We start from the raw sequence: 23,477 nt of genomic DNA on the forward strand, positions 1-23,477 counted from the left end.
GAGTGTGCCAATTAGTTTTATAATAAAACCACACCCCACCGGAGAATTCGCTGTGAAACGTACCCGCCTTGAAGAGAGCACCTGCCCCGTCGCCCGTTCGCTGGATATCATCGGCGACTGGTGGTCGCTGCTGATCGTTCGCGACGCGCTTCGCGGAATTAAACGCTTCGGCGAGTTTCAGAAAAGCCTCGGTATCGCGAAAAACATGCTGACCACGCGGCTCAAGCTGCTGGTGGACGAAGGCATCCTCCGGCTTCAGCCCGCCTCCGACGGCAGCGCCTGGCAGGAATACGTCCTGACCGACAAGGGACGCGCCCTGCAAACCGTGCTGGTTGCCTTGTCCCAGTGGGGCAATGAATTTTTGTTCGCGGAAAACGAATGCGGCACCGTTCTCGTCGATAGCGAACAGCGCAAACCGCTGCGAAAACTGATGCTTATCGCCGACGACGGGCGCGAACTGACGCCTGAAGAGATCGTGGCCAAACTCCCCTCCTGAGCCCACCCGCCAGGCAAAAGCAAAAAAATCTCGCCAATGTGGTTGCATTATAAAACCAAATGGCAGAGAGTTAATTCAGTTTCATATTGAAACCAAATAACCCACTTTGCCTGAGGTAATGCATTATGACTACGCAAATCACCACCGCCCTGATCACGGGTGCCTCTTCCGGGATCGGTGCCGTCTATGCCGATCGCCTTGCCGCGCGCGGTGCCAACCTGGTCCTGGTCGCCCGCCGCGAGGATCGCCTGAAAACCCTCGCCGCCGACCTGCGCGCGCGCTACGGCGTGGCCGTCGATATTCTGGTGGCCGATCTCACCGATGAATCCGGGATCCGCGCGGTGGAAGACGAACTGCGCAGCAATACCGCCATTGATACGCTGGTTAACAACGCGGGCACCGCGCAGATGGCGCCGTTCCTCGCGGGCGAGGTGGCGCAGCATCAGGCCATCAATACCCTCAACACCACGGCGCTGATGCGGCTGACCTACGCCATTCTCCCGCGACTGGCGCGGAACAATCGCGGCACGCTGATCAATATCGCCTCGGTGTTATCGCTCCATGTCCGTGCGGGCAGCGCGCTCTACAGCGCCACCAAGGCCTGGGTACTGAGCTTTACCCGCGGACTGCAGGAAGAATTTGCCGACAGCAACGTGCGCATTCAGGCCGTGCTGCCCGCCGCGACCGCGACGGAGATCTGGAGCCATTCTGGCATCACGGTGGACGATCTGCCGGAAGGATCGGTGATGACCACCGACGATATGGTGGATGCGTCGCTGGCGGGTCTGGATCAGGGCGAACCGATCACCATCCCGCCGATGCATGACGTCAGCCTGTGGGACCGCTACGAAGCGGCGCGCCTCGAGCTGTTTAACAGCGCGCGCACCGGCATCCCGGCTCCGCGCTACGTAAAGCAGTAGCCTAACGCTCCAGCTGGTCGCCGTACTCGCTCATCCAGGCGGCCAGCGGCGAGAGCGCATCCTGCAGGGTTAACCCCAGCCCGGTAATCTGATACTCCACGCGCGGCGGGATCTCCGGGTAGACCGTCCGCGTCACCAGCCCGCGCTGTTCAAACAGGCGCAGCTGCTTCGTCAGCTCTTTCTGGGTGATGGGTGCAGCCGCCCGCAGCAAATCGCCAAAGCGGACAGGCGTGTTAATCACAATAAGACGATAAAGGATCGGGATTGCCCATTTGCCGGATATCAGGTTGACAAACTGCGTCATCGGGCAGGTATAGGCCTCAGATTTTTTTTCACAGCACTCACCCAGCATTTCTGCCATAGCACACCTCTTGCCTCATTAGTATCCATTTGGTACCTGGTTTCCTTTCGATACTAACGTTTCTATAGTGCTTTCTCCAGTGACATTTCAGGAGAAGAACATGGGTCGTTTAACCGATAAGTATACGTTGATTACCGGCGGCACCAGCGGCATCGGTCTTGCCACCGCGCAGGCGTTTATCGCCGAAGGCGCCCGCGTCGCCGTGACCGGACGCAACCCGGACACCCTCGCCGAAGCTGAGCGCATTCTGGGCGATAAGGCCTGGGTGATCCCGACCGATGCAGGCGATATCACCTCGCAAAAAGCGCTGGCGGAAACCCTCGCCGCCCGCTGGCCGCGCCTGGACGCGGTGTTTCTCAACGCCGGCGACGTGACGCACGCGCCGCTGGAAGCCTGGCAGGAAGAGGCCTGGGACCGTCTGATGAACATCAACCTGAAGGGGCCGTTCTTTTTAATCCAGGCGCTGCTGCCGATGCTGAATAACCCGTCCTCGATAATCCTCTGCGGCTCCGTGAGCGCGCGCATCGGCCTGCCCACCAGCAGCGTGTATGCCGCGAGCAAGGCCGCCCTGCTGTCGCTGGCGCGCACGCTGTCGGCGGAGCTGCTGCCGCGCGGGATCCGCGTCAACGGCCTGAGCCCCGGTCCGGTGGAGACCCCGGCGTTTACGAAAACGGGCTTAAGCGACGAGGCGCTTAACGCGATGATGGCGGAAATCATCAAGCTGGTGCCGCTCGGCAGAATGGGCTCGACGACGGAGCTGGCAAAAGCCGCGCTCTATCTGGCCTCCGACGAGTCGAGCTACACGGTGGGAACGGAGCTGCTGGTGGACGGCGGCATGGGAAGTCTGTAATTCAAAAGGCGCTGATGCCGGTGACCGCGCCGACATACAGCGCCGCCCACGCGCAGGCGGAAAGCAGGCTGACGGCGTAGACTTTGACGGCGTTCAGCCTGAGCATACCCGCCGCCAGCGGCACGACATAGCGCAACACCGCCAGAAAGCGCGACGTAAACAAGGCGATGACGCCGTTCTTTTGTAGCTGATGCTGGACCCGTAAAAATGTAGCGGCATGCTTTGACGTGAAGCGCGTGACCAGCCGGGTGTGCCCCATCAGCTGGCCGATATGGTAATTCAGCATCGAACCTGCCGTCGCCCCCATCACCACGGCCAGCCACGCAAGGGCAGGATGCATGCTCCCCTGGCTGACGCCGATGCCCGCCAGCAGCATCACCGACGCGGACGGCAGCACGGAGGAGATCAGCACCGTGGACTTGCTCAGCGCCATCACGAATAACAGCGCGAACAGATGTGCCGGATACAGCGCAAAATGATTCAGCAGATTATCAAGCCACGCCATTTTCCTCTCCCCCGTTAATTATTTAATTCTCCATTTAAAATGAATAACCTTAAATAAACCCTCAACATTTTATTAATAAGATTTATCTAAACCGTTCTTAAACATTATTTAATTTTCTGAGCGCTAAATTTAAACAGGCGTATTATCCCTCTCGTTTTACAACGATCTCGTTATGGCGAGGCTCCTGTACAAATACACGTTATCGCTCTGGTAGGTTCGAGAGAACCGGCACAGGGTAAAACAGGCACTGTCGAATCAAGGCTTTGTCAGTATAACTTCCCTTGCGGGATACGGTGTACAGTGCTGAACCCAGGACGTGGGGATCTCCTCTTCGACATGCCCTGTCTTGCTCGCCCCTGAGAGATGTTATTATTCAAAGGGAATTCACTATGTCTTACGCTATTCACAACCAAAACCTGGCATTCAATGACAGCGCGGTCGCGCAATATATGAATACCGATTTTATCGTCCTCAATATTGCATTATGCGTGGCGCTGGCGCGCGAGCAATTCTTCAAAAAATTAAAAGACGATGATATTCCGTCGCATATTTTTATTGAAGACAATGGCCGCCTTGCGGGGATGGTTGCCGTGCGCAAGCTGCTACAGACCACAGATACCGTACAGCCAATTAAAAGCCTGATGATTTCGCAGTTTTTGCAGGTCAAACCGGAAGATGAACGAGCCGATGTTGCAGGACTGCTGGCGCACGGCGACGCAGATGTCGTGCCCGTGGTGACCCACGGCAAACTCGTCGGCTGCCTGACCGAGCGCGAAATTGCCCATCTGCTGGAAGATGACGTCACCGAAGATGCCCAGCTTCAGGGGGCGACGCTGCCGCTGGAGAAGCCCTATCTGGAAACCAGCGCCTTCAGCCTGTGGAAGAAACGCTCCGTCTGGCTGCTGCTGCTGTTTGTCGCCGAAGCCTACACCAGCTCGGTCATTCAGCATTTTGAAGAGGCGCTGGAGTCCGCCATCGCGCTGGCGTTCTTTATTCCGCTGCTGATCGGCACGGGCGGCAACAGCGGGACGCAGATCACCTCCACGCTGGTGCGCGCCATGGCGCTGGGTGAAGTTCATCTGCGCGACGTGGGCCGCGTGCTGCGCAAAGAGATGACCACCTCGCTGATGATTGCCGTGACGCTCGGCATTGCCGGGTGCATTCGCGCCTGGATGATGGGGATCGGGCTGGAGATTACGCTCATCGTCAGCCTGACGCTGGTGTGCATTACGCTCTGGAGCGCGATTGTCTCGTCCGTCATTCCAATGGTGCTCAAGCGCTGCGGCATTGACCCGGCGGTCGTCTCCGCGCCGTTTATCGCGACGCTGATCGACGGTACCGGGCTGATTATCTACTTTAAGATCGCGCAATATACGCTGGGGCTGGAGTGATGTGATTCCTTGCCGGGTGGCGCTGCCGCTTACCCGGCCTACCCATCCCGTAGGCCCGTGCAAGCGCAGCGCCGCCGGGCAACAATCAGATCGCGCCAAGCGCTCTCACCGCCTGCCCAAATGCCTCAATCGCCAGGGCAACATCCTCAGCCATCACCGATTCCGCCGGGTGATGGCTTATCCCGCCCTTACAGCGCACAAACAGCATCCCCACCGGCCAGCGTTCCGCCAGGGCGATGGTGTCATGCCCGGCGCCGCTGGGCAGAGATAACGAGCGCCCCTGCACCGATTCAACCGCGTCGCCCAGCAGGCGCTGCAAACGCGCATCGCACGGCGTGGCGGCGATCCGGTAAAACTCCTCGGCGCTGAAGCTCAGCCCGCGACGGGCGGCGATCGCCTGCGCCTGCGCCAGCAGTTCAGCGAGCAGCGCGTCCAGCGGGGCATCCTGCGGGCCGCGAATATCCAGCGAGAGCGCAACCTCGCCGGGGATGACGTTCACCGCGCCGGGCAGGCAGCGCAGTTCCCCGACCGTTGCCACCCGGTTGCCGCCCTGCTGCCGGGTGGTGTTTTCAATCAGCACCATCCACTCGGCGGCGGCGGCCAGAGCATCCTTACGATGGTTCATCGGCACGGTACCGGCGTGCCCGGCCTCGCCGATGAAGCGGCAGTTGAGGCGGCGCGCGCCGTTGATGGCTTCCACCACGCCCAGCGCCAGCCCTTCCTGCTCCAGACACGGTCCCTGTTCGATATGAAGTTCCAGACAGGCGCTGAAATCCTCCTGATGGCGTGCCGCGAGCGCCACGCGGGCGGGATCGAGCCCCGCCTGCACCATCGCCTGCGCCACGCTGATGCCCTGGGCATCGCACGTCTCCAGCCAGCCCTGCGGCCAGGTTCCCGTCAGACCACGGCTGCCCAGCAGGGTGATACCAAAACGGGTCCCCTCTTCGTCGCCAAAGCCGACAATCTCGATGGCCTGCGCCAGATGCCGCCCCTGCTGGTGCAGGCTGTCCACCACTTCGATGGCGGTGAGCACCCCGAGCATGCCGTCGTAGCGCCCGGCGTTGCGTACGGTGTCCAGATGCGAGCCGAGCAGCACCGCCTGCGCCCCCTCCTGCGCGCCCTCGTAGCGCCCACAGATATTGCCCACGCTGTCCTGCCAGACGGTCATGCCCGCCTGGCGCATCCACTCCCCAACCAGCTGGTTGGCCTGCAGATGCTGCGTGGAGAGATAGACCCGCGTCAGGCCGTCCGGGGTTTCGCTGATGGCGGCCAGCGCGTCGGCGCGCGCCATCACCCGCTCTGCCGCCGGGCTCATTGCGGCGTCTCGCGACGATAGTGGTCCCACGCGGCCTGCATGGCGGCCCCCTGGGTGGTGGTGAATTTGAGGAAGTTGAGCACCGACTCCAGCGCGCTCAGGGTGGTCATCACGCAGTCCTTGCGCGCGTTGTAGCCCATGGTGCCAATGCGCCACACCCTGCCGTGCAGCGGGCCAAACGAGGTGCCGATTTCAATCCCGAAATCCTCCAGCATCAGCTTACGCACCTGGTCGCCGTTGATCCCCTGCGGGATGACCACGCCCAGCACGTTGTTCATCTTGTGCTTCAGGTCGCCGAAGGTCTCCAGCCCCATCGCCTGAATGCCCTTCAGCAGCGCATCGCCGTGCAGCCTGTGGCGGGCGATGCCGTTATCCAGCCCCTCCTGCAGGATCAGCCGCGCGCATTCGCGAGCGCCAAACAGCGCGGTGGTCGCTTCGGTGTGGTGGTTCAGCCGCTCCGGCCCCCAGTAGTCCATCACCATGCCGAGATCGAAGTAGTTGGAGTAGATCATCTCCTCGTCGCCGTCGCGGTGGGCGTCGGTGCGAATGCCCTCCTCCACGCACTTGCGGCGACGGATTGCCTCTTCCATCCGCGCGCTCAGGGTGATCGGCGACGTGCCCGACGGGCCGCCGAGGCACTTCTGCATCCCGGCCGAGACGGCGTCCAGCCCCCAGGCGTCGGTCTCCAGCGCGTTACCGCCGAGCGACGCGGTGGCATCGGTGTAAAACAGCACGCCGTAGCGGCGGCAGATCGCGCCAAGCTCGGCGAGCGGCTGCAGCATGGTGGTGGAGGTGTCGCCCTGCACGGTCAGCAGCAGGCGCGGACGAATACGCTTAATCGCATCCTCCACCTGGTCCGGGGTAAACACCTCGCCCCACGGCACCTCGATGGTGTGCACCTCCGCGCGGCAGCGGCGGGCAATTTCGCACAGCAGGTGTCCAAAGCGGCCAAAGACCGGCACCAGCACCTTATCTCCCGGGCGAATGGCGGAGACCAGAATGGCTTCAATCCCCGCGCGGGAGGTGCCGTCCACCAGCATCGTCCAGCGGTTTTCGGTGCGGAACACGCCGCGATAGAGCGCCATCACCTCGTTCATGTAGTGGGTCATGGCCGGATCGTACTGGCCGATCAGCTGGCTCGACATGGCGCGCAGCACGCGCGGGTCGGCGTTGATCGGCCCCGGCCCCATCAGCAGGCGCTGGGGCGGGTTGATTTGCGGAAAGCGTGCGATATCCATTATTCAGTCCTTATCAGTTGAGGCCGCGCACGGAGGAGATGAACTGCTTCAGTTCCGTGGTCTGCGGGTTGGCGAACAGCGTTTTGCTGTCGCCCTGCTCCCAGACTTTCCCCTGGTGCATAAACACCACGCGGTCGCCCACTTCGCGGGCAAAATTCATTTCATGGGTAACCAGTATGAGCGTCATCCCCTCGGCTGCCAGCTGCTCCAGCACCTTGAGCACTTCGCCCACCAGCTCCGGGTCGAGGGCGGAGGTGATCTCGTCGCAGAGTAACACTTTCGGCGACATCGCCAGCGCGCGGGCAATCGCCACGCGCTGCTGCTGGCCGCCGGAGAGGCTCGACGGGTAGTAATCCAGACGATCGCCAAGCCCCACTTTCTCCAGCATGCGCTGGGCCAATTCGCGGCATTCGGCGGCGCTTTTCTTCAGCACCCGACGCGGGGCGAGCATCACGTTCTCCAGCGCCGTCATGTGCGGGAACAGGTTAAAGCTCTGGAACACCATCCCCACCGAGCGGCTGATTTCGCGCGCCTGGGAATCCCGGTCGGTAATGGTCATGCCGCCCAGCTTGATGCTGCCGTCCTGATAGCCTTCCAGGCCGTTGATGCAGCGCAGGAGCGTGCTTTTGCCCGATCCGCTGCGCCCGATGATGGAGATCACCTGGCCCATGTCGATATCCAGATCGACGCCCTTGAGCACGTGGTTATCGCCGTAGTACTTCTGCACCTGATTAATGGTGATGAGAGGCATTGAATTTCGTCTCCAGATAGCGGCTGTAGCGCGACAGCGGATAACACAGAATAAAGTAGCCCAGCGCCACCAGCGCAAAGACCTTAAACGGCTGATAGGTCACGTTGGTCAGCATGGTCCCGGCCTTGGTCAGCTCGACAAAGCCGATAATCGATGCCAGCGCGGTCCCCTTGATCACCTGCACGGCAAAGCCGACCGTCGGCGCAATGCCGATGCGCAGCGCCTGCGGAGCGACCACGCGAAACAGGGTCTGGCCAAAGGTCAGCCCCAGACAGCGCGACGCTTCCCACTGCCCCTTCGGCAGCGCGCGAATGCTGCCGTACCAGATATCGAGCAGAAACGCGCTGGTGTAAAACGTCAGCGCCAGCGACGCGGCGGTCCACGGCGAAACGTCGATGCCGAACAGCGCCACGCCGAAGAAGGCCAGGAACAGCTGCATCAGCAGCGGCGTGCCCTGAAACAGCTCAATATAGCCGCGGATGATGCGCTTCACCGTGCGCCCGCCGGTGAGGCGCAGCAGCAGGAGCGGCAGCGTCACCGCCGCCCCGCCGACAAACGCCACCAGCGACAGCAGCACCGTCCAGCGTCCGGCCAGCAGCAGGTTGCGAATAATGTCCCAGTCGGTAAAGGTGGTCATCATGCCTGCACCCCCAGCCATTTGCGTCCCGCCGCCATCATCAGCTGGCGCAGGGTAATCGACAGCGCCAGGTAAATCCCGGTGGTCACCAGATAAACCTCGAAGCTTAAAAACGTTCTGGACTGGATCAGGTTGGCGGCGAAGGTCAGCTCTTCATAGGAGACCTGCGACACCACCGACGAGCCGAGCATCACGATGATGCACTGGCTCACCAGCGCCGGGTAAATGCGCTGCAGCGCGGGCGGCAGCACCACGCGGATAAAGGTCTGCAGGCGGGTCAGCCCCAGCACGCGCCCGGCCTCCCACTGCCCTTTCGGCGTGACCTGAATGCCCGCGCGGATAATTTCGGTGCTGTACGCACCCAGGTTCACCACCATTGCCAATAGCGCCGCTTCCCCCGCCGTCATCTTCAGGCCCAGATTCGGCAGGCCGAAGACGATGAAAAACAGCTGCACCACAAACGGCGTGTTGCGGATGATTTCCACGTACGCACCCCAGATCCGGCTGTACCAGGTGGTGCGTCCGCTGCGGATCGCCGCCCCGACAATCCCGATTGCCAGCCCGCCGACGGTCGCCATCACCGTCAGCTGAACGGTGACCCACAGCCCCGCCAGCAGCGCCGGCCAGTGCGGCCAGAGCGCGGAGAAATCAAGTTGCTCCGTCATCGGCTCAGGCGCCAAGGTTTGCCGGCAGCGGGGCCTTCAGCCACTGCTCGGACAGGCCATTCAGCGTGCCGTCCTTGATGCCCTGCTCAATCAGCGCATCCACTTTTGCCTTCAGGGCCGGTTCGTTTTTCTTCAGGCCGATAAAGCACGGCGAATCTTTCAGCATAAAGCTCGGCACCGGTGCTTTCGCCGCATTCTGACGCGAAATGGCCGCCACCACGAGATTGCCGGTCGCCACGTACTGGACCTGGCCGGACAGATATGCCGACAGCGTGGTGTTGTTGTCTTCGTAGCGCTTCACGTCCGCGTCTTTCGGCGCCAGGCCGGTCAGCACCATGTCCTCCACCGCCCCGCGCGTCACGCCGATGGTTTTTCCGCTCAGCGCGGCGGCGTCCTTCAGTTCAGCCCCTTTCGGGCCAAACACGCCGAGGAAGAACGGCGCGTAGGCGCGGCTGAAGTCGATTACCTTCTCGCGCTCCGGGTTTTTACCGAGGCTTGAAATGACCAGATCCACCTTATCGGTTTGCAGGTACGGCACGCGGTTGGCGCTGGTCACCGGCACCAGCTGCAGCTTGAGCTTCATCTGTTTGGCCAGATAGCGCGCCATGTCGATGTCATAGCCCTGCGGCTGCAGATCGGTCCCCACCGAGCCAAACGGCGGGAAGTCCTGCGGAACGGCAATGCGGATAGTGCCGCGCTTCTCGATATCCTGAAGCTGGTCAGCCTTTGCCGGCAGCTGTGTGAAGAGGCATGCGGCCCCGGCCAGTGCAATTAACAGTTTTTTCATGGTGCTTCCCCGTAACGTTAACATGAAACAAAAGATTCTTTGAAGGTGATTTTGCAACTAATGTGCCAGATAAGGCGAAGCGAGGAATATTCTTTCAAAGCCTGATAAAACGCGGACGGGTCGAAAAAACCTGCGTTTTCCCGACCCGCCATATGCACCATTTTAATGCAAAGCACCAGCCTGATGCCCCATTATCGCTGTTCGAGTTCGTCCAGCTGCTGGTAGAGGGAGGCGATCTCGTGAATGCGCGGACGGCCTTTATCGAGGATCTCATGCAGGAAGGCGTTCGCCAGCAGGTTGATCAGGCTGTTAACCGACGAATAGCTGTCATAGGCGGAGACGCTGTCCAGCGGGGTGCAGAGCTGCCAGCTCGCCAGCGGAAACAGGCTGTGGGCCTGCGGCTCGCACATCAGCAGCACCGGAATACCGATGCTCTGAAGCTGCTGCAGCAGCGGGCGGATGATGCGCGGGCGACGGCGAAAGGCCATCATCACCACCAGATCGTCCGGCGTTAAGTCCACCAGCTCCTCGCTCAGGCTCTGCCCCGGCTGCGGCAGGACCAGCACCTGACCGCGCGCCTGCAGCAGCTGCTGGCGCAGGTGCAGCGCCGCCGGATAGGCGTTACGCATGCCGATAATGACGATGCGCCGCGCCTTGACCATGCAGGCCATGGCGTCGGCAAACTGCTGCGCGTCGAGGGCATTGACCCACTGGGTCAGGTTCGCCATCTCCTGCTTATAGTGGCGCGCCAGCAGCGTGTTGCCCTGCACCGCGTCGCGATTGTCGGTGAGCGGCATTCCGCTCTGACGCAGGGTGCGCAGCTCGTCGCGCATGTCCTTATATTTCTCATAGCCCAGCCGCTTAAACAGACGGCTCACCGTGGCTTTCGACACCCCGCTCAGCTGCGCCAGCTCGGCGCTGTTGTAGCTAATGAGGTCGTCAAAATGATCGAAAATAAAATCCGCCACCCGCTGCTCCTGCGGCGACAGCGACGGGTATTGTGCTTTCAGACGTTCATCTAACTGTTCCATAGCGCCTCTGTAACTTTTGTTTCATTACATTGTACCTTTTTTGTATGTATTCATTATACGTGCCAGTTTACTGAAACTTTTCTTTCAGAACTGGAACAGCTTTTGCAGCACCTTGTGACTTTCAGGGTTACGAGGACGCTTCATGCAAAGTAATGTCTCCACGCACGGCATGGCCGTTGCGCCCCACCATCTTGCCAGCCAGAGCGCGCTGGCGGTGCTGCGCGAAGGCGGCAGCGCGATAGAGGCGATGGTCGCGGCAGCGGCCACCATCGCCGTGGTTTACCCGCATATGAACGGGCTGGGCGGCGATGGCTTCTGGCTTATCGTGCCGCCGGAAGGCGACCCCATCGCCATTGACGCCAGCGGCGCGGCGGGCTCGCGCGCCACGCTGGCCGCCTACGATGGGCTCACGCAGATCCCCCATCGCGGACCGCAGGCGGCGCTGACCGTCGCCGGCACGGTAAGCGGCTGGGACGAGGCGCTGAAGGTCTCGCGCGAAATGACCGGCAAAACGCTGCCGCTGGCCCGCCTGCTGGCCGACGCCATTGACTATGCGCAGAACGGCACCCCGGTCACGGCCTCTCAGGCCCACGCCACGGCCAGCAAGTTCGACGAGCTGAAGGCCATCCCCGGCTTCGCGGAAACCTGGCTGGTCGACGGTAAGCCGCCGCAGGTCGGGAGCCGGTTTTACCAGCCCGCCATGGCCACGACCCTGACGCGCATGGCGGAAGAGGGTCTCGACAGCTTTTATCGCGGCCCGCTGGCGGAAGTCCTGGCGCACGGCATGGAGACGCTGGGTCTCCCCGTAACGCTGGCCGATCTCAACGCCCACGCGGCCCGGCGCACCACGCCGCTGAAGCTGGAGCATCAGCAGGGAGAGATCTTTAACCACGCCCCGCCAACGCAGGGGCTGGTCTCGCTGGCGATACTCGGCATCACCGACCGCCTGAACATGGCGGAAGCCGACGATGCCGATACCCTGCACCGCATCGTGGAAGCCACCAAGCTGGCCTTTGGCCTGCGCGATGCCCACATCACCGACCCGCGCGCGCTGAAAACCGATGTTCAGAAACTGCTGGATCCCGCCGCCCTGCAGGCGCTTGCCGACAGGGTTGACGACGGCCGCGCCGCGCCGTGGGGCACCGGAAAAGGCCCCGGCGATACGGTGTGGATGGGGGTGATGGACAGCAGCGGGCTTGCCGTCTCGTTTATCCAAAGCCTTTATCACGAGTTCGGCAGCGGCGTTGTCCTGCCCGATACCGGCATCGTCTGGCAGAACCGGGGCGCATCGTTCAGCCTCGATCCCGCCCATCTTCTGGCCCTCGCGCCGGGCAAACAGCCGTTCCACACCCTGAACCCGGCGGCGGCGCGTCTGAAGGACGGGCGCGTGATGGTTTACGGATCGATGGGCGGCGACGGCCAGCCGCAAACCCAGGCCGCGCTCTTTACCCGCTACGTTGTCCAGGGCGTCCCTCTGCAGGAGAGCATCACCCGCCCACGCTGGCTGCTGGGGCGCACCTGGGGGCAAACCTCAGACACCTTAAAGCTTGAAGGGCGTTTTTCATCCGAGACGGTCGCGCGCCTGCGGGCACTCGGTCACGAGGTGGAGCTATTCCCTGACTTTAGTGAAGCCATGGGCCACGCGGGCGCCATTGTTCGCCACCCCAACGGGCTGTTTGAAGGGGCATTTGACCCGCGCAGCAACGGCGCGGCCGCCGGATTCTGAGGAGAAAATAATGACGACACACCAACCCGACTGGCAGGCGTACCTGGCGCAGATGGAAACCGTACTCGGCGTGACGCTGGATGACGCCCGCCGGGCCGAACTGCAGCTGCAGTTTAGCCGCATAGCCAGCATGGCCGCCCCGCTGATGGCGCTGCCGCTCGACGACCGTCTGGAGATCGCAGGAGTGTATAAAGCATGACGCTACACGAGATGAGTATCAGCGCGATCCAGCAGGCGCTGAGCGCAGGCGAGCTGAGCGCTCGCGAGATTGCCCGCCAGACGCTGGAGGCGATTGCGCGCGTGAATCCGCAGATCGGCGCCTGGACCGCCGTGACGGAAGCACGCATGCTCGCCGAGGCCGACAATATCGATACCCTGCGACGGGAAAAGCGCCCCCTGCCGCCGCTGGCGGGCGTGCCCTACGCGGTAAAAAACCTGTTCGACGTTGCCGGTCACACCACCCTCGCCGGGGCCGAGCTGTTCAGCCAGCGCCCCGCTGCCGCCGCCGACAGCTTCGCCGTGCGCCAGCTGCGCAGCGCGGGCGGGCTGCTGACCGGGATGGTCAATATGGACGCCTACGCCTACGGCTTTACCACCGAGAACAGCCACTACGGCGCGACGCGTAACCCGCACGATCTGACGCGCATTGCGGGCGGGTCGTCCGGCGGTTCAGCCGCCGCGGTGGCCGCCGGGCTGGTGCACTTTTCGCTCGGCACCGACACCAACGGCTCGATTCGCGTTCCGGCCTCACTGTGCGGCATCTACGGCCTGAAGCCCACCTTTGGCCGCCTGTCGCGATCCGGCAGCCATCCGTTTGTCGCGAGCCTGGATCATATCGGGCCCTTTGCGCGCCGCGTATGCGACCTGGCGTCCGTGTACGACGCGCTGCAGGGCCGGGACACCAGCGACGGTTTTCAGGCAGAGAGCTCGCGGGAACAGACGCGCCCCCTGCTTGACCGCGGGCTTGACGGCCTGCGCTGCGCGGTGCTCGGCGGCTACTTCACCACCTGGTGCGACGCGGACGCCAGAGACGCCGTGGCGCGGGTGGCGAAGGCGCTCGACGTGCAGGATGAGCTTCAGTTTCCTGACGCCGAGCTGGCGCGTTCCGCGGCGTTTATCATCAGCGCCTCCGAAGGGGGAAATCAGTACCTGCCTGCGCTTCGCCGGGAGCCCGAGCGTTTTGAGCCGCACTCCTGCGAACGCCTGCTGGCCGGGGCGATGATCCCTTCCGCCTGGTACATTCAGGCCCAGCGGTTTCGCGCGCAGGCACGGCAGGCGTTTCACGCGCTGTTTGCACGGGCCGACGTGCTGATTGCCCCGGCAACGCCGCGCAGCGCCACGCGGATCGGCGAGCAAACCATGGAGATTAACGGTCAGCCGCTTCCCATCCGCGCCAGCATGGGGATGCTGACCCAGCCGATTTCGTTTTTAGGCCTGCCCGTGACCACCGTTCCGCTGCGCACCGCGCAGGGCGCGCCCATTGGCCTGCAGCTGATTGCCGCGCCGTTTAACGAGCAGGCCTGCCTGCGCGTCGCGCGGGTTCTGGAAGAGAGCGGCATCACCGATGCCCGCCCGGCGGAGATAGCAGCATGATGAATCACGATGACATTAACCTCCCGTGGGTGGTTGCCGAGGTGACGGCCGCGTTTTACCGCTATGAGGACGCGCTGGTGAGCAACAACGTTGCGGTGCTGGACGAGCTGTTCTGGCACGACAAAAACACGGTGCGGCTGGGGGCAGGTGAAAATCTCTACGGGATCGATGAAATCCGCGCCTTTCGTGCGGCGCGCCCCGCCGCCGGGCTGCAGCGGACGCTGCGGCACACCGTCATCACCACCTTCGGGGAGGATTATGCCGTATGCAGCACCGAATTTACCCGCGAGAGCACGGAACGCATTGGCCGCCAGCAGCAGACGTGGGTGCGGTTTGCCTACGGGTGGCGCATTGTGGCGGCGCAGGTGAGTTTGATGGTGTAACGCTGAAAAACCTGCCCGGTGGCGCTGCGCTTACCGGGCCTACGATGTTCCGTATGCCCTGTGGGCCCTGTAGGCCGGGTAAGGCGCAGCCGCCACCCGGCAAAACATCGCACACTTACTTCTGAAACGGATGCACCTCCCGCCAGTGGTCGGCAATCTGCTGGCGGGTACAGACCCACACCCGCTCGTGCTGCTCAACGTAATCCAGGAACCGCTGCAGCGCGCGAAAACGCCCCGGTCGCCCGAGCAGGCGGCAGTGCATGCCGATGGACATCATCTTCGGCGCGCTTTCCCCCTCTTCGTACAGCACGTCAAAACTGTCCTTCAGATACGTATAAAACTGCTCGGCGGTATTAAACCCCTGAGCGGTGGCGAAGCGCATGTCGTTTGCATCCAGCGTGTAGGGCACAATCAGGTGCGGTTTGCGGGTGCCGTCGCTGCAGGCCACTTCCGTCCAGAAGGGCAAATCGTCGCCGTAGTAGTCGCTGTCGTAGTCAAAACCGCCATGCTCCACCACCAGCTGGCGCGTGTTGGGGCTGTCGCGCCCGGTGTACCAGCCCGCTGGCGGCTTGCCGAACAGGTCGGTCAGAACGTGCACCGCCTTGTGCAGGTGTTCGCGCTCCTGGCTGATGTCCATATTCTGATAGTGGATCCAGCGCCAGCCGTGGCTGACCACGTCGTAATCCGCGGCTTTGATCGCCTCAACAATCTCCGGGTGACGCGCCAGCGCCATCGCCACGCCGAAGACCGTCAGCGGCAGGCCGCGTTTCTGAAATTCATTGTGGATCCGCCAGAACCCGGCGCGGCTGCCGTATTCGTAGAGGGAGTCCATCGACATGTGTTTGTCCGGGTAGCTGGCCGCGCCGATGATGTCCGACAGGAACTGCTCGGACCCGGCATCGCCGTGCAGAACGTGGTTTTCCGCCCCCTCTTCATAATTGAGCACAAACTGCACGGCGATGCGCGCCTGATTCGGCCACCGCGCGTGCGGCGGGTTGCCCGCGTAGCCGCGCAGATCCCGCGGATAATCCTGTTTGAAAAGCCCCATTGCCACCCCCAAAAATTAAAATGGATTCAATGCCTGAAATTGTCCGCTTAACGCTTTGTTCTCCGGGAACGCCAGATCGCCGTGCTTGCTGGTCGACAGCCCCAGCGCCACCAGCGATTCCACCATCTTTACCGCCGCGCTGACGCCGTCGATCACCGGCACGCGCAGTTCGCGGGTCAGCTCCTGCGCCAGGGTCGCCATGCCGCCGCAGCCCAGCACGATGGCACCGCAGCCATCCTCTTGCAGCGCCTGTATACAGCGCGCGCGCACCTTCTCCTGCGCCAGACCGCTGCCGTCTTCCAGCGCCAGCACCGGGAGATCGATAGCATGCAGCGCCGCGCAATGGTCCTGAAAGCCATACTGGTGCAGCAGATGACGGGCAATGATCAGCGTGCGCGGCAGCGTGGTAACCACCGAAAAGCGCGTCGCCACCAGCGTCGCCATATGCATGGCGGCTTCCGCAATGCCGACTACCGGCCCCTGCGCCAGCTCGCGCGCCGCCAGCAGGCCCGGATCGCCAAAGCAGGCGATGACGTGACAGTGCACGCCCTGCTCTCTTCCGAGCTTGACCTGTTCAAGAACGCCCACGGCGGCGATGGCCTCATCGAAGTGGCCTTCTATAGACGGCACGCCCGCGCTCGGACAGACCGCGAGGATCTCCGTCCCCGGCGCCGCCACCGCGCGGGCCGCCGCGCCGATGGTTTCCGTCATGGCGAGGCTGGTGTTGGGGTTGATCACTTGTATACAGACAGACATTACGACTCCTTGTGGCCGGCAAACAGCCGGGCAAAATCAGGCAGGCACTCGCCCGCCCGCTCGAAGCAGAGGCTGGCGACGATATGTTCAAAATGGTGCATGAGGGCATCGCTTAGTGGCTCAAGCGCCTTCTGGCGCAGCAGATCCACCAGCTGTTCGTGATCGTTGCAGCGGCAGCCCTGACGCCACGGCGCGCCCCAGGTGGCAATCACCAGCGAAGAACGCTGGCTCAGGCCGGTCACCAACTCCGTGAGCACCTGGTTGCCGGAGATAGCCTGCAGCTGAATGTGGAAATTGGCGGAGTGGCGAATTGCCGCCGGACCGTCATAGGCCTCGTGCGCGTGCTGCTCCTGGCGAATAATGGCCTCCAGCGCGGCAAGGTGCGGCGGCTGACAGTGCGCCAGCACGTCCGGCAGGTTGGCGACCTCCAGCAGCGCGCGGGTGCGGAAGATGTGCCGCGCCTCTTCCACCGTCGGGCTGGCGACGTGTGCACCACGCTTGGGCGTCAGGGTGACCATTTGCACAGCGGCGAGTCGTTGAAGCACCTTGCGGATGCCCGTGCGGCTCACGCCAAAGACCTCTGCCAGCGCCTCTTCCGGCAATTTGCTCCCCGGCAGCAGCTGGTGTTCGACAATCGCGGTCATCAGCGCCTGGAAGATGGTTTCGTCTTTGTCATGCAGGTCTGGCGCGGTCTGCAGGGCGTTAATGTTGTTCATTCACCACTCCGAATTTTACTTTCCGTTATCGAATCGTATACATAAAAATAAAATATTGCATACAAGATTTATTATTTTGGCCTGGATCCTGCAACACCGTTTGCACTCCCACTCAACGGGTTTTCATTCACAGGAGCAGGTTTCATGCCAAACAGTCAAAACGCACAGCAGGGTACGGCCGCTGATTCCGGTGCGGTTTACAGCCCACGTCTTTGCAATGAGGATCTGGCACCGACGCGTGACCAGAACTGGAGCTGGTACAACATCTTTTCGTTCTGGATGTCGGACGTTCACAGCATGGGGGGTTATGTGGTCGCCGCGAGCTTCTTTACGCTCGGGCTGGCAAGCTGGCAGGTGCTGCTCTGCCTGCTGGTGGGGATTTGCATCGTGCAGCTGTGCGCCAACCTGGTGGCCAAACCGAGCCAGATGGCGGGCGTGCCCTATGCGGTGATCAGTCGACAGGCGTTCGGCGTGTTCGGGGCCAATATCCCGGCGGTGATCCGCGGGCTGATTGCCTTCGCGTGGTACGGGATTCAGACCTATCTCGCCGCCAACGCCCTGATGCTGGTGGCGCTGAAGTTCTGGCCATCGCTCTCTTCACTCACTACCGGCGCATTCCTGGGCCTGTCGCATCTGGGTTGGATCTGCTTTGCCATTATGTGGGTCCTGCAGGCGATGGTCTTCTGGCACGGCATGAGCGCCATCAAGCGCTTTATTGATATCGCCGGTCCGGCGGTCTATGTGGTAATGCTGGCCCTTGCCGGCTGGATTGTATACAAGACCGGTTTTGACGGGATCTCCTTTACCCTCGCCAGCAAATCCCTGAGCGCGGGCGAGCAGACCTGGCAGATGATCACCGCGACCGCGCTGGTGGTCTCCTACTTCTCCGGCCCGCTGCTCAACTTTGGCGATTTCTCCCGCTACGGCAAAAGCATGGGTGAGATCCGCCGCGGCAACCGCTGGGGGCTGCCGTTTAACTTCCTGCTGTTCTCCATCGTCACCGTGGTGATTGTCTCCGGCACCCAGTCGCTGTTTGGCCGCATGATCACCGATCCGATCGAAACCGTCAGCCGCGTGGGTAACGATCTGGCCGTGGCGATAGGCCTGCTGACGATGATCACTGCCACCATCGGGATCAACATCGTCGCGAACTTCGTCTCCCCGGCGTTTGATTTCTCTAACTGCTCGCCGCAGAAAATCAGCTTCCGCACCGGGGGCATGATCGCCGCCGTCGGTTCGATCCTGCTCACCCCGTGGAACCTGTTCAACTCGCCGGAGCTTATCCACTACACCCTGGACGTGCTCGGGGCGTTTATCGGCCCGCTGTTCGGCATTCTGATTGCCGATTTCTACCTGATTAAGCGCGGCAAGGTGTCGGTTGACGATCTGTTCGACGACACGCCAAAGGGCAAATACTGGTACCGCAACGGCTTTAACCCGAAAGCCATTGGCGCGCTGATCCCGTCCGTTGCCGTGGGCCTGGTCATCAGCTTTATCCCGGCCCTGCATGAGGTGGCAAACTTCAGCTGGTTTATCGGCGTCTTCCTCGGCGGCGTCACCTACCGCTGGCTGGCGCGGGAAGAGCGCGAGACGGCTGGCGCGACGTCGTTTGGCTCCCGCGTGGCGACGCAAAAAGAGTAATCCCTTCCCTCTGGCCGCAGCGTATCTGCGGCCCGTTCATTCTGGCACCGTTCTTGCTGAGCTTTCCCACCCCGCTACGCACACACGAAGGCAGGAACCATGATGGAATACCAGACTGCGATACGCGGTGCATTTTTTGATATTGCCCGGGTCTGCGACAGCGCAGACGCCATTGCCCGGCACGCGCGCTACCTTGAGGACGGCCTGCTGTTTATCCGGAACGGAAAAATTCTGGCACAGATGCCGTGGCAGGAGGGCGAGCAGTATCTTGACCCCCACAAGGGCTACACCGACCTGCGCGGCAGGCTGCTGCTGCCCGGTTTTGTCGACACCCACGTCCATTACCCGCAAACGGAGATGATCGGCGCCTTTGGCGAACAGCTGCTGGAGTGGCTGACCACCTACACCTTCCCGGTGGAGAGCCAGTTTGCCGATGAGGCCTACGCGAAAGAGATCGCCGAATTTTTCATACAGCAGCTGGTGAGCAACGGCACCACCACCGCGCTGGTGTTTTGCACGCTGCATCCGCAATCGGTCGAAGCGCTGTTTACCGAGGCCCTGCGCCTGAACATGCGCCTTATCGCCGGAAAGGTGATGATGGACAGGCACGCGCCGGACTACCTGAGCGAAGACGCAAAGCAGAGCTACCGGCAGACGCGGGCGCTGATCCAGCGCTGGCATCACCGTGGGCGGTTGGGATACGCCATTACGCCGCGCTTTGCGCCGACCTCATCACCCGAGCTGCTTGCGGCGGTCAGCCTGCTCAGAGAGGAGTTCCCGGACACCTGGCTGCAGACCCACCTGAGCGAAAACCCCAACGAAGTGGCCTGGGTAAGCGACCTCTGGCCGGAGCATGAGCGCTATCTGGACGTGTATCACCACTACGGCCTGACCGGCGAGCGCAGCGTGTTTGCCCACGCGATCCATTTGCACCACAGCGAGTGGCAGTGCCTGCATGACACCGGATCGGCGGTGGCGTTTTGTCCCACTTCGAACCTGTTTCTCGGTAGCGGGCTGTTTCGCCTGCCCGCCTGCTGGCAGCACAGGGTGCGGATGGGCATCGGCACCGACGTCGGCGCGGGCACCACCTTCAGCATGCTGCGCACGCTGGGCGAAGCCTACAAGGTCGGCCAGCTTCAAAGCTACCGCCTGCGTGCCAGCGAGGCCTTTTACCACGCCACGCTGGGCGGCGCGCACGCCCTCCGGCTGGATGACAAGATTGGCAACTTCGCGGCAGGCAAAGAGGCGGATTTTGTGGTTATCGACCCCAACGTCACGCCGCTGCAGCGCCTGCGCAATCGGCGCTGTCAGGATATCTACGAGCAGCTTTTCGTGCTGATGACCCTGGGCGACGAGCGCAACATCAGCGAGACCTGGGTCAACGGCGAGCGGGTATGGTCAGCTGCCCCGGTAGGTTGACCACCCGCCGGGGGCAATCACAAACGGCAGATGGAAGTGTTCGTCTGCCGTTTCTCCCGTGACAAACTCAATGTGCGCGCAGGGATAGATCGTCTTCCGGCCGGTATCGCTAAACCACGCCCCGATCTCCGCCACCAGCCGATAGCGGCCCGCGGGCAGAGAGGGAACGAACGCGGCGATGCGCCCCTGGGCGTTGGTCACGCCCGTGGCCAGCGTCTTCCCGTCCTGTTGCAGATGAACCGTCACGCCCTCAGCGGGCTTGCCCGTCGAAATATCGAGAATATGGGTGCTGAGTGTGCTCATTCGTGGATGACTCCTTCCAGGCGCAGCAGCGTAATTTCCCGCAGCTGTTCCAGCGCGGCACGGATTTCCTGCGCGTCGCTGTTCTCCAGCCGCGCGTGCAGGGCCTGTAATATCTCCTCGCCGCTGCGGCCCTTCGCGCGGATCAGAAAGACGCGTCCAAAGCGGGCTTCGTAGCGGGCGTTGCCTTCACGCAGCGCCCGGGCAAGAGCAGCATCGCGGTCATTCACCGCCCCCTGCTCCTGGCGCGACAGCGCCGCCTCCGCCGCTGAACCCGCTGGTTTTTCCCCGATGCGCGGATGGGCGCTCAGGGCTTGCGCCAGCGCCGCTTCGTTCCAGTTTTGCATCAGCGATTTCGCCGTACTGAACAATTCGTCCCGGCTGGCGTAAGGCCGCCCGTGAACCAGCGCATCGGCCCAGCGGGGAAGCGCCACGCAGGGGTGAATCAGCGCTAACGCCTGTTCATGGGGAAGATGATTGAAGTCGTGCAGTGCGATCATAGTGTCTCCTTTATTGTCCTTCTCCAGGCTATTGCACAAACCACGCCACCCTGAGCACAGGCGTGAAACAGTCGATTCCACAAGGTCGACCAGGAAATTTTTGATTCATAAAAAGGCACGCTCACCGCGTTTACGCACCTTAGCAGTGCAAACGTCTCCCTTACAACGCCGTTTTCGCCATGCTGCAGCCTGGTACGCAAATTGCTGACTGTCTTTACACCCTGCAAAAGGAGAGAAGCATGAAAGCAATCGTTATTGGCGCGGGTATTGGCGGCCTGAGCGCCGCCGTCGCGCTGAAGAAAGCGGGCATCGACTGTACCGTGTTTGAAGCCGTAAAGGAGATCAGGCCCGTCGGGGCGGCCATCTCCATCTGGCCTAACGGCGTGAAATGCATGCAGCACCTCGGCATGGGCGACATCATCGAGACCTGGGGCGGGCCGATGCGTTTTATGGCCTACAAGGATTACCGGCGCGGCGATACCCTGACCCGCTTTAGCCTTGCCCCGCTGGTTGAGCGTACCGGCGGGCGCCCCTGCCCCGTCTCGCGCGCTGAGCTTCAGCGCGAAATGCTGGACTTCTGGGGTCGCGACAAGGTGCAGTTCGGCAAGCGCGTCGAAGGCGTCCATGAAGACGACGCGGGCGTGAGCGTGACCTTCACCGATGGCACCACCGCCGCCGGGGATTTCCTGATTGCCGCCGACGGCAGCCACTCGGCGGTTCGCCCGTACGTGCTGGGATACACGCCGGAGCGCCGCTACGCGGGCTATGTGAACTGGAACGGGCTGGTGAAGATTGACGAAGAGATCGCCCCGGCGCACCAGTGGACCACCTTCGTTGGCGAAGGCAAACGCGTGTCGCTGATGCCCGTCTCCGGCGGACGCTTCTATTTCTTTTTTGACGTGCCGCTGCCCGCAGGCCTGGCGGAGGATCGCACCACCCTGCGCGCCGATCTCACGGGCTACTTCCGCGGCTGGGCGCCGCCGGTGCAGAAGCTAATCGCCGCGCTGGATCCTGAAACGACCAACCGGATTGAAATCCACGACATTGAGCCGTTCGACAGCCTGGTGCGCGGCAACGTCGCGCTGCTGGGCGATGCCGGGCACAGCACCACGCCGGATATCGGCCAGGGCGGCTGCGCGGCGATGGAAGACGCCGTGGTGCTGGGGGAATGCCTGCGTGAAAACCGCAACATCACGCTGGCGCTGCGGCAGTACGAGGCGCTGCGCTGCGACCGCGTACGCGACCTGGTGCTGAAGGCGCGCAAGCGCTGCGACGTCACCCACGGCAAAGATATGGCGTTGACGCAGGCCTGGTATCAGGAGCTCAAAGAGGAGACCGGAGAGCGCATCATCAACGGTCTGTGCGAGACTATTCAGGGCGGCCCGTTAGGCTGAACGCAAGAGGGACAACGATGAAAAGAGAACCGACCCCACCCGCCCACTGTACGTTTGAGCCAGAGGACTGGCTGCGTCTGGCGAAATGCTGGCATCCGGTCGCGCGCGCCTGCGACGTCGGTCCGGCGCCGGTCAAAGCGACGCTGCTGGATGAACAGCTGGTGATTTACCGCATTAACGATCAGGTCGTGGTCGCCCGTGACGTGTGCCCGCACCGCGGCGTGCCGCTGACGCTCGGCTTTCACGACGAGCACGGGATTATCTGCCCCTATCATGGCTTACGCTTTGGCGAGGACGGGCGCTGCAACCGTATTCCCTCCAGCCCCGACCAGCCCGTTCCGGCGAAGCTGAACCTGATTAACTACGCGGTCAAAGAGCGGTTCGGGCTGATCTGGGCCTGCCTGGCCTATGATCCGGAAAACCCCGCGCCGCTGCCCACCATGCCGCACTGGGATGACGACGGATTTCAGCAGATTAACTGCCCGGCGTTTGAGGTGAACGGCTTTGCCGGACGTCAGGTGGAAGGTTTTCTGGACGTGGCGCACTTTGCCTGGATCCACACCGATACCTTTGCGGACCCGAATAATCCGCTGGTGCCCCACTATCAGCCACAGGAGACGCCGTTCGGCTTCGTGGCGGATTACTGGAGCGCCGTGAGCAACTATCCCGCCAGTTCGGACGTGCAGGCTCCGGAAGGGTTCCAGTGGCTGCGCCATTTTGAAATGCACCTGCCGTTCACCGCCACCCTGACGATTCATTTTCCGGGTGAATCGAGACTGGTGATCATGAACGCCGCGTCGCCGGTGTCATCGCGCGTGACCCGCATGTTCGCCCCTATTGCCCGCAACTTTGACCTGCATATTCCGGTGGAAGATGTGCATGCCTTTAACCTGCGGATTTTTGAAGAGGATCGCCTGATGGTGGAAACCCAGCGCCCGGAAAGCCTGCCGCTGGACCTGACGCTGGAAGCGCATATCCCCGCCGATAAAAGCTCGATTGCCTACCGTCGGGGGCTGAAGAAAATGGGCTTTGGCGAGTTTTTCCTGGTATGACG

25 protein-coding genes, 1 pseudogene and 1 riboswitch are annotated in these 23,477 nt (G+C 62.2%); of the genes and pseudogenes, 12 read left to right on the forward strand and 14 right to left on the reverse strand.

Annotated features, from left to right (window positions below):
* Positions 1-52: 52 nt before the first annotated feature.
* The gene (locus B498_RS18455) at positions 53-496 is read left to right on the forward strand and encodes a winged helix-turn-helix transcriptional regulator (RefSeq protein ID WP_008499834.1); all 444 of its coding nucleotides are present in this window, start codon (positions 53-55) and stop codon (positions 494-496) included.
* Between the two features lie 125 nt (positions 497-621).
* Entirely contained in the window at positions 622-1,416 is a 795-nt protein-coding gene (locus tag B498_RS18450) for an SDR family NAD(P)-dependent oxidoreductase (protein ID WP_008499835.1), read from the forward strand.
* A gap of 1 nt (position 1,417) precedes the next feature.
* On the opposite strand, the gene B498_RS18445 is transcribed toward B498_RS18450, so the two are convergent.
* Positions 1,418-1,777 (reverse strand): winged helix-turn-helix transcriptional regulator, encoded by a 360-nt coding sequence (locus B498_RS18445; protein ID WP_008499836.1) that lies wholly within the window; start codon positions 1,775-1,777, stop codon positions 1,418-1,420.
* Positions 1,778-1,877: 100 nt separating this feature from the next.
* On the opposite strand from B498_RS18445, the gene B498_RS18440 reads away from it, so the two are divergent.
* On the forward strand, positions 1,878-2,627 hold the full coding sequence (locus B498_RS18440; RefSeq protein ID WP_008499837.1) for an SDR family oxidoreductase: 750 nt from the start codon (positions 1,878-1,880) through the stop codon (positions 2,625-2,627).
* 1 nt (position 2,628) lies between these two features.
* Here B498_RS18440 and B498_RS18435 read toward each other — a convergent pair whose 3' ends face one another.
* Positions 2,629-3,132: a DedA family protein gene (locus tag B498_RS18435; RefSeq protein WP_008499838.1), complete on the reverse strand. Its 504-nt coding sequence runs from the start codon at positions 3,130-3,132 to the stop codon at positions 2,629-2,631.
* A 159-nt stretch (positions 3,133-3,291) separates the two neighbouring features.
* Positions 3,292-3,461: riboswitch (M-box (ykoK) riboswitch) on the forward strand.
* Positions 3,462-3,521: 60 nt separating this feature from the next.
* Between B498_RS18435 and B498_RS18430 the strand changes: the two genes are divergently transcribed.
* On the forward strand, positions 3,522-4,523 hold the full coding sequence (locus B498_RS18430) for a magnesium transporter (protein ID WP_008499839.1): 1,002 nt from the start codon (positions 3,522-3,524) through the stop codon (positions 4,521-4,523).
* 85 nt (positions 4,524-4,608) lie between these two features.
* On the opposite strand, the gene hpxK is transcribed toward B498_RS18430, so the two are convergent.
* The 7 genes from hpxK to hpxU form a co-directional block, all read right to left on the reverse strand.
* Positions 4,609-5,838 (reverse strand): allantoate amidohydrolase, encoded by a 1,230-nt coding sequence (hpxK, locus tag B498_RS18425; RefSeq protein WP_008499841.1) that lies wholly within the window; start codon positions 5,836-5,838, stop codon positions 4,609-4,611.
* Positions 5,835-7,076 (reverse strand): pyridoxal-phosphate-dependent aminotransferase family protein, encoded by a 1,242-nt coding sequence (locus B498_RS18420; protein WP_008499842.1) that lies wholly within the window; start codon positions 7,074-7,076, stop codon positions 5,835-5,837. Before B498_RS18420 ends, hpxK begins: the two co-directional genes overlap by 4 nt.
* 13 nt (positions 7,077-7,089) lie before the next feature.
* Positions 7,090-7,827 carry an amino acid ABC transporter ATP-binding protein gene (locus B498_RS18415; protein WP_008499843.1) on the reverse strand — a complete coding sequence of 246 codons (738 nt, stop codon included), beginning with the start codon at positions 7,825-7,827 and terminating at the stop codon, positions 7,090-7,092.
* On the reverse strand, positions 7,808-8,464 hold the full coding sequence (locus B498_RS18410) for an amino acid ABC transporter permease (RefSeq protein WP_071530936.1): 657 nt from the start codon (positions 8,462-8,464) through the stop codon (positions 7,808-7,810). The genes B498_RS18415 and B498_RS18410 overlap by 20 nt, the downstream gene beginning before the upstream one ends.
* Positions 8,464-9,129: an amino acid ABC transporter permease gene (locus tag B498_RS18405; RefSeq protein ID WP_008499845.1), complete on the reverse strand. Its 666-nt coding sequence runs from the start codon at positions 9,127-9,129 to the stop codon at positions 8,464-8,466. The genes B498_RS18410 and B498_RS18405 overlap by 1 nt, the downstream gene beginning before the upstream one ends.
* A 4-nt stretch (positions 9,130-9,133) precedes the next feature.
* On the reverse strand, positions 9,134-9,916 hold the full coding sequence (locus B498_RS18400) for a transporter substrate-binding domain-containing protein (RefSeq protein ID WP_008499846.1): 783 nt from the start codon (positions 9,914-9,916) through the stop codon (positions 9,134-9,136).
* A 191-nt stretch (positions 9,917-10,107) separates the two neighbouring features.
* A complete protein-coding gene (hpxU, locus tag B498_RS18395) occupies positions 10,108-10,947 on the reverse strand; it encodes a MurR/RpiR family transcriptional regulator HpxU (protein ID WP_008499847.1) in 840 nt (279 codons plus the stop codon).
* 142 nt (positions 10,948-11,089) lie between these two features.
* Between hpxU and hpxW the strand changes: the two genes are divergently transcribed.
* Genes hpxW through hpxZ form a run of 4 tightly spaced genes read left to right on the forward strand, consistent with a single transcriptional unit; the run spans position 11,090 to position 14,649 of the window.
* Complete coding sequence (hpxW, locus tag B498_RS18390; RefSeq protein ID WP_008499848.1) at positions 11,090-12,673, forward strand: oxamate amidohydrolase; 1,584 nt, start codon at positions 11,090-11,092, stop codon at positions 12,671-12,673.
* A 10-nt stretch (positions 12,674-12,683) separates the two neighbouring features.
* Positions 12,684-12,872 (forward strand): oxalurate catabolism protein HpxX, encoded by a 189-nt coding sequence (hpxX, locus tag B498_RS18385; protein ID WP_008499849.1) that lies wholly within the window; start codon positions 12,684-12,686, stop codon positions 12,870-12,872.
* Positions 12,869-14,266, forward strand: coding sequence for an AtzE family amidohydrolase (locus tag B498_RS18380; protein WP_008499850.1), 1,398 nt, complete (start codon positions 12,869-12,871; stop codon positions 14,264-14,266). Before hpxX ends, B498_RS18380 begins: the two co-directional genes overlap by 4 nt.
* Entirely contained in the window at positions 14,263-14,649 is a 387-nt protein-coding gene (hpxZ, locus tag B498_RS18375; RefSeq protein ID WP_008499851.1) for an oxalurate catabolism protein HpxZ, read from the forward strand. The genes B498_RS18380 and hpxZ overlap by 4 nt, the downstream gene beginning before the upstream one ends.
* A gap of 115 nt (positions 14,650-14,764) precedes the next feature.
* Here the strand turns inward: hpxZ and puuE are convergent, their stop codons facing one another.
* The 3 genes and pseudogenes from puuE to B498_RS18360 form a co-directional block, all read right to left on the reverse strand.
* On the reverse strand, positions 14,765-15,697 hold the full coding sequence (gene puuE, locus B498_RS18370) for an allantoinase PuuE (RefSeq protein ID WP_008499852.1): 933 nt from the start codon (positions 15,695-15,697) through the stop codon (positions 14,765-14,767).
* Positions 15,582-16,453, reverse strand: a pseudogene (gene hpxA / locus B498_RS18365) (allantoin racemase). The gene puuE and the pseudogene hpxA overlap by 116 nt, the downstream one beginning before the upstream one ends.
* The gene (locus tag B498_RS18360; protein WP_008499854.1) at positions 16,453-17,169 is read right to left on the reverse strand and encodes a GntR family transcriptional regulator; all 717 of its coding nucleotides are present in this window, start codon (positions 17,167-17,169) and stop codon (positions 16,453-16,455) included. Before B498_RS18360 ends, hpxA begins: the two are co-directional and overlap by 1 nt.
* 144 nt (positions 17,170-17,313) lie before the next feature.
* Here B498_RS18360 and B498_RS18355 point away from each other — a divergent pair, with 144 nt between their 5' ends.
* Together B498_RS18355 and guaD are read left to right on the forward strand one after the other, a co-directional pair.
* Positions 17,314-18,810, forward strand: coding sequence for an NCS1 family nucleobase:cation symporter-1 (locus B498_RS18355; RefSeq protein ID WP_008499855.1), 1,497 nt, complete (start codon positions 17,314-17,316; stop codon positions 18,808-18,810).
* Positions 18,811-18,912: 102 nt separating this feature from the next.
* Positions 18,913-20,229: a guanine deaminase gene (gene guaD, locus B498_RS18350; protein ID WP_008499856.1), complete on the forward strand. Its 1,317-nt coding sequence runs from the start codon at positions 18,913-18,915 to the stop codon at positions 20,227-20,229.
* Here the strand turns inward: guaD and uraH are convergent.
* Both uraH and uraD read right to left on the reverse strand, forming a co-directional pair.
* Entirely contained in the window at positions 20,209-20,532 is a 324-nt protein-coding gene (gene uraH / locus B498_RS18345; RefSeq protein ID WP_008499857.1) for a hydroxyisourate hydrolase, read from the reverse strand. The genes guaD and uraH overlap by 21 nt on opposite strands.
* Positions 20,529-21,029, reverse strand: a complete 501-nt coding sequence (uraD, locus tag B498_RS18340) for a 2-oxo-4-hydroxy-4-carboxy-5-ureidoimidazoline decarboxylase (RefSeq protein ID WP_008499859.1) — start codon at positions 21,027-21,029, stop codon at positions 20,529-20,531. Before uraD ends, uraH begins: the two co-directional genes overlap by 4 nt.
* Before the next feature lie 239 nt (positions 21,030-21,268).
* Here uraD and hpxO point away from each other — a divergent pair, with 239 nt between their 5' ends.
* The gene (gene hpxO, locus B498_RS18335) at positions 21,269-22,423 is read left to right on the forward strand and encodes an FAD-dependent urate hydroxylase HpxO (RefSeq protein ID WP_008499860.1); all 1,155 of its coding nucleotides are present in this window, start codon (positions 21,269-21,271) and stop codon (positions 22,421-22,423) included.
* Between the two features lie 17 nt (positions 22,424-22,440).
* Positions 22,441-23,475, forward strand: coding sequence for a molybdenum cofactor-independent xanthine hydroxylase subunit HpxD (gene hpxD / locus B498_RS18330; RefSeq protein WP_008499861.1), 1,035 nt, complete (start codon positions 22,441-22,443; stop codon positions 23,473-23,475).
* The last annotated feature ends 2 nt before the right edge of the window (positions 23,476-23,477 follow it).

Source organism: Enterobacter sp. SST3, from assembly GCF_000286655.1.
Taxonomy (GTDB): Bacteria; Pseudomonadota; Gammaproteobacteria; order Enterobacterales; family Enterobacteriaceae; genus Enterobacter; species Enterobacter roggenkampii.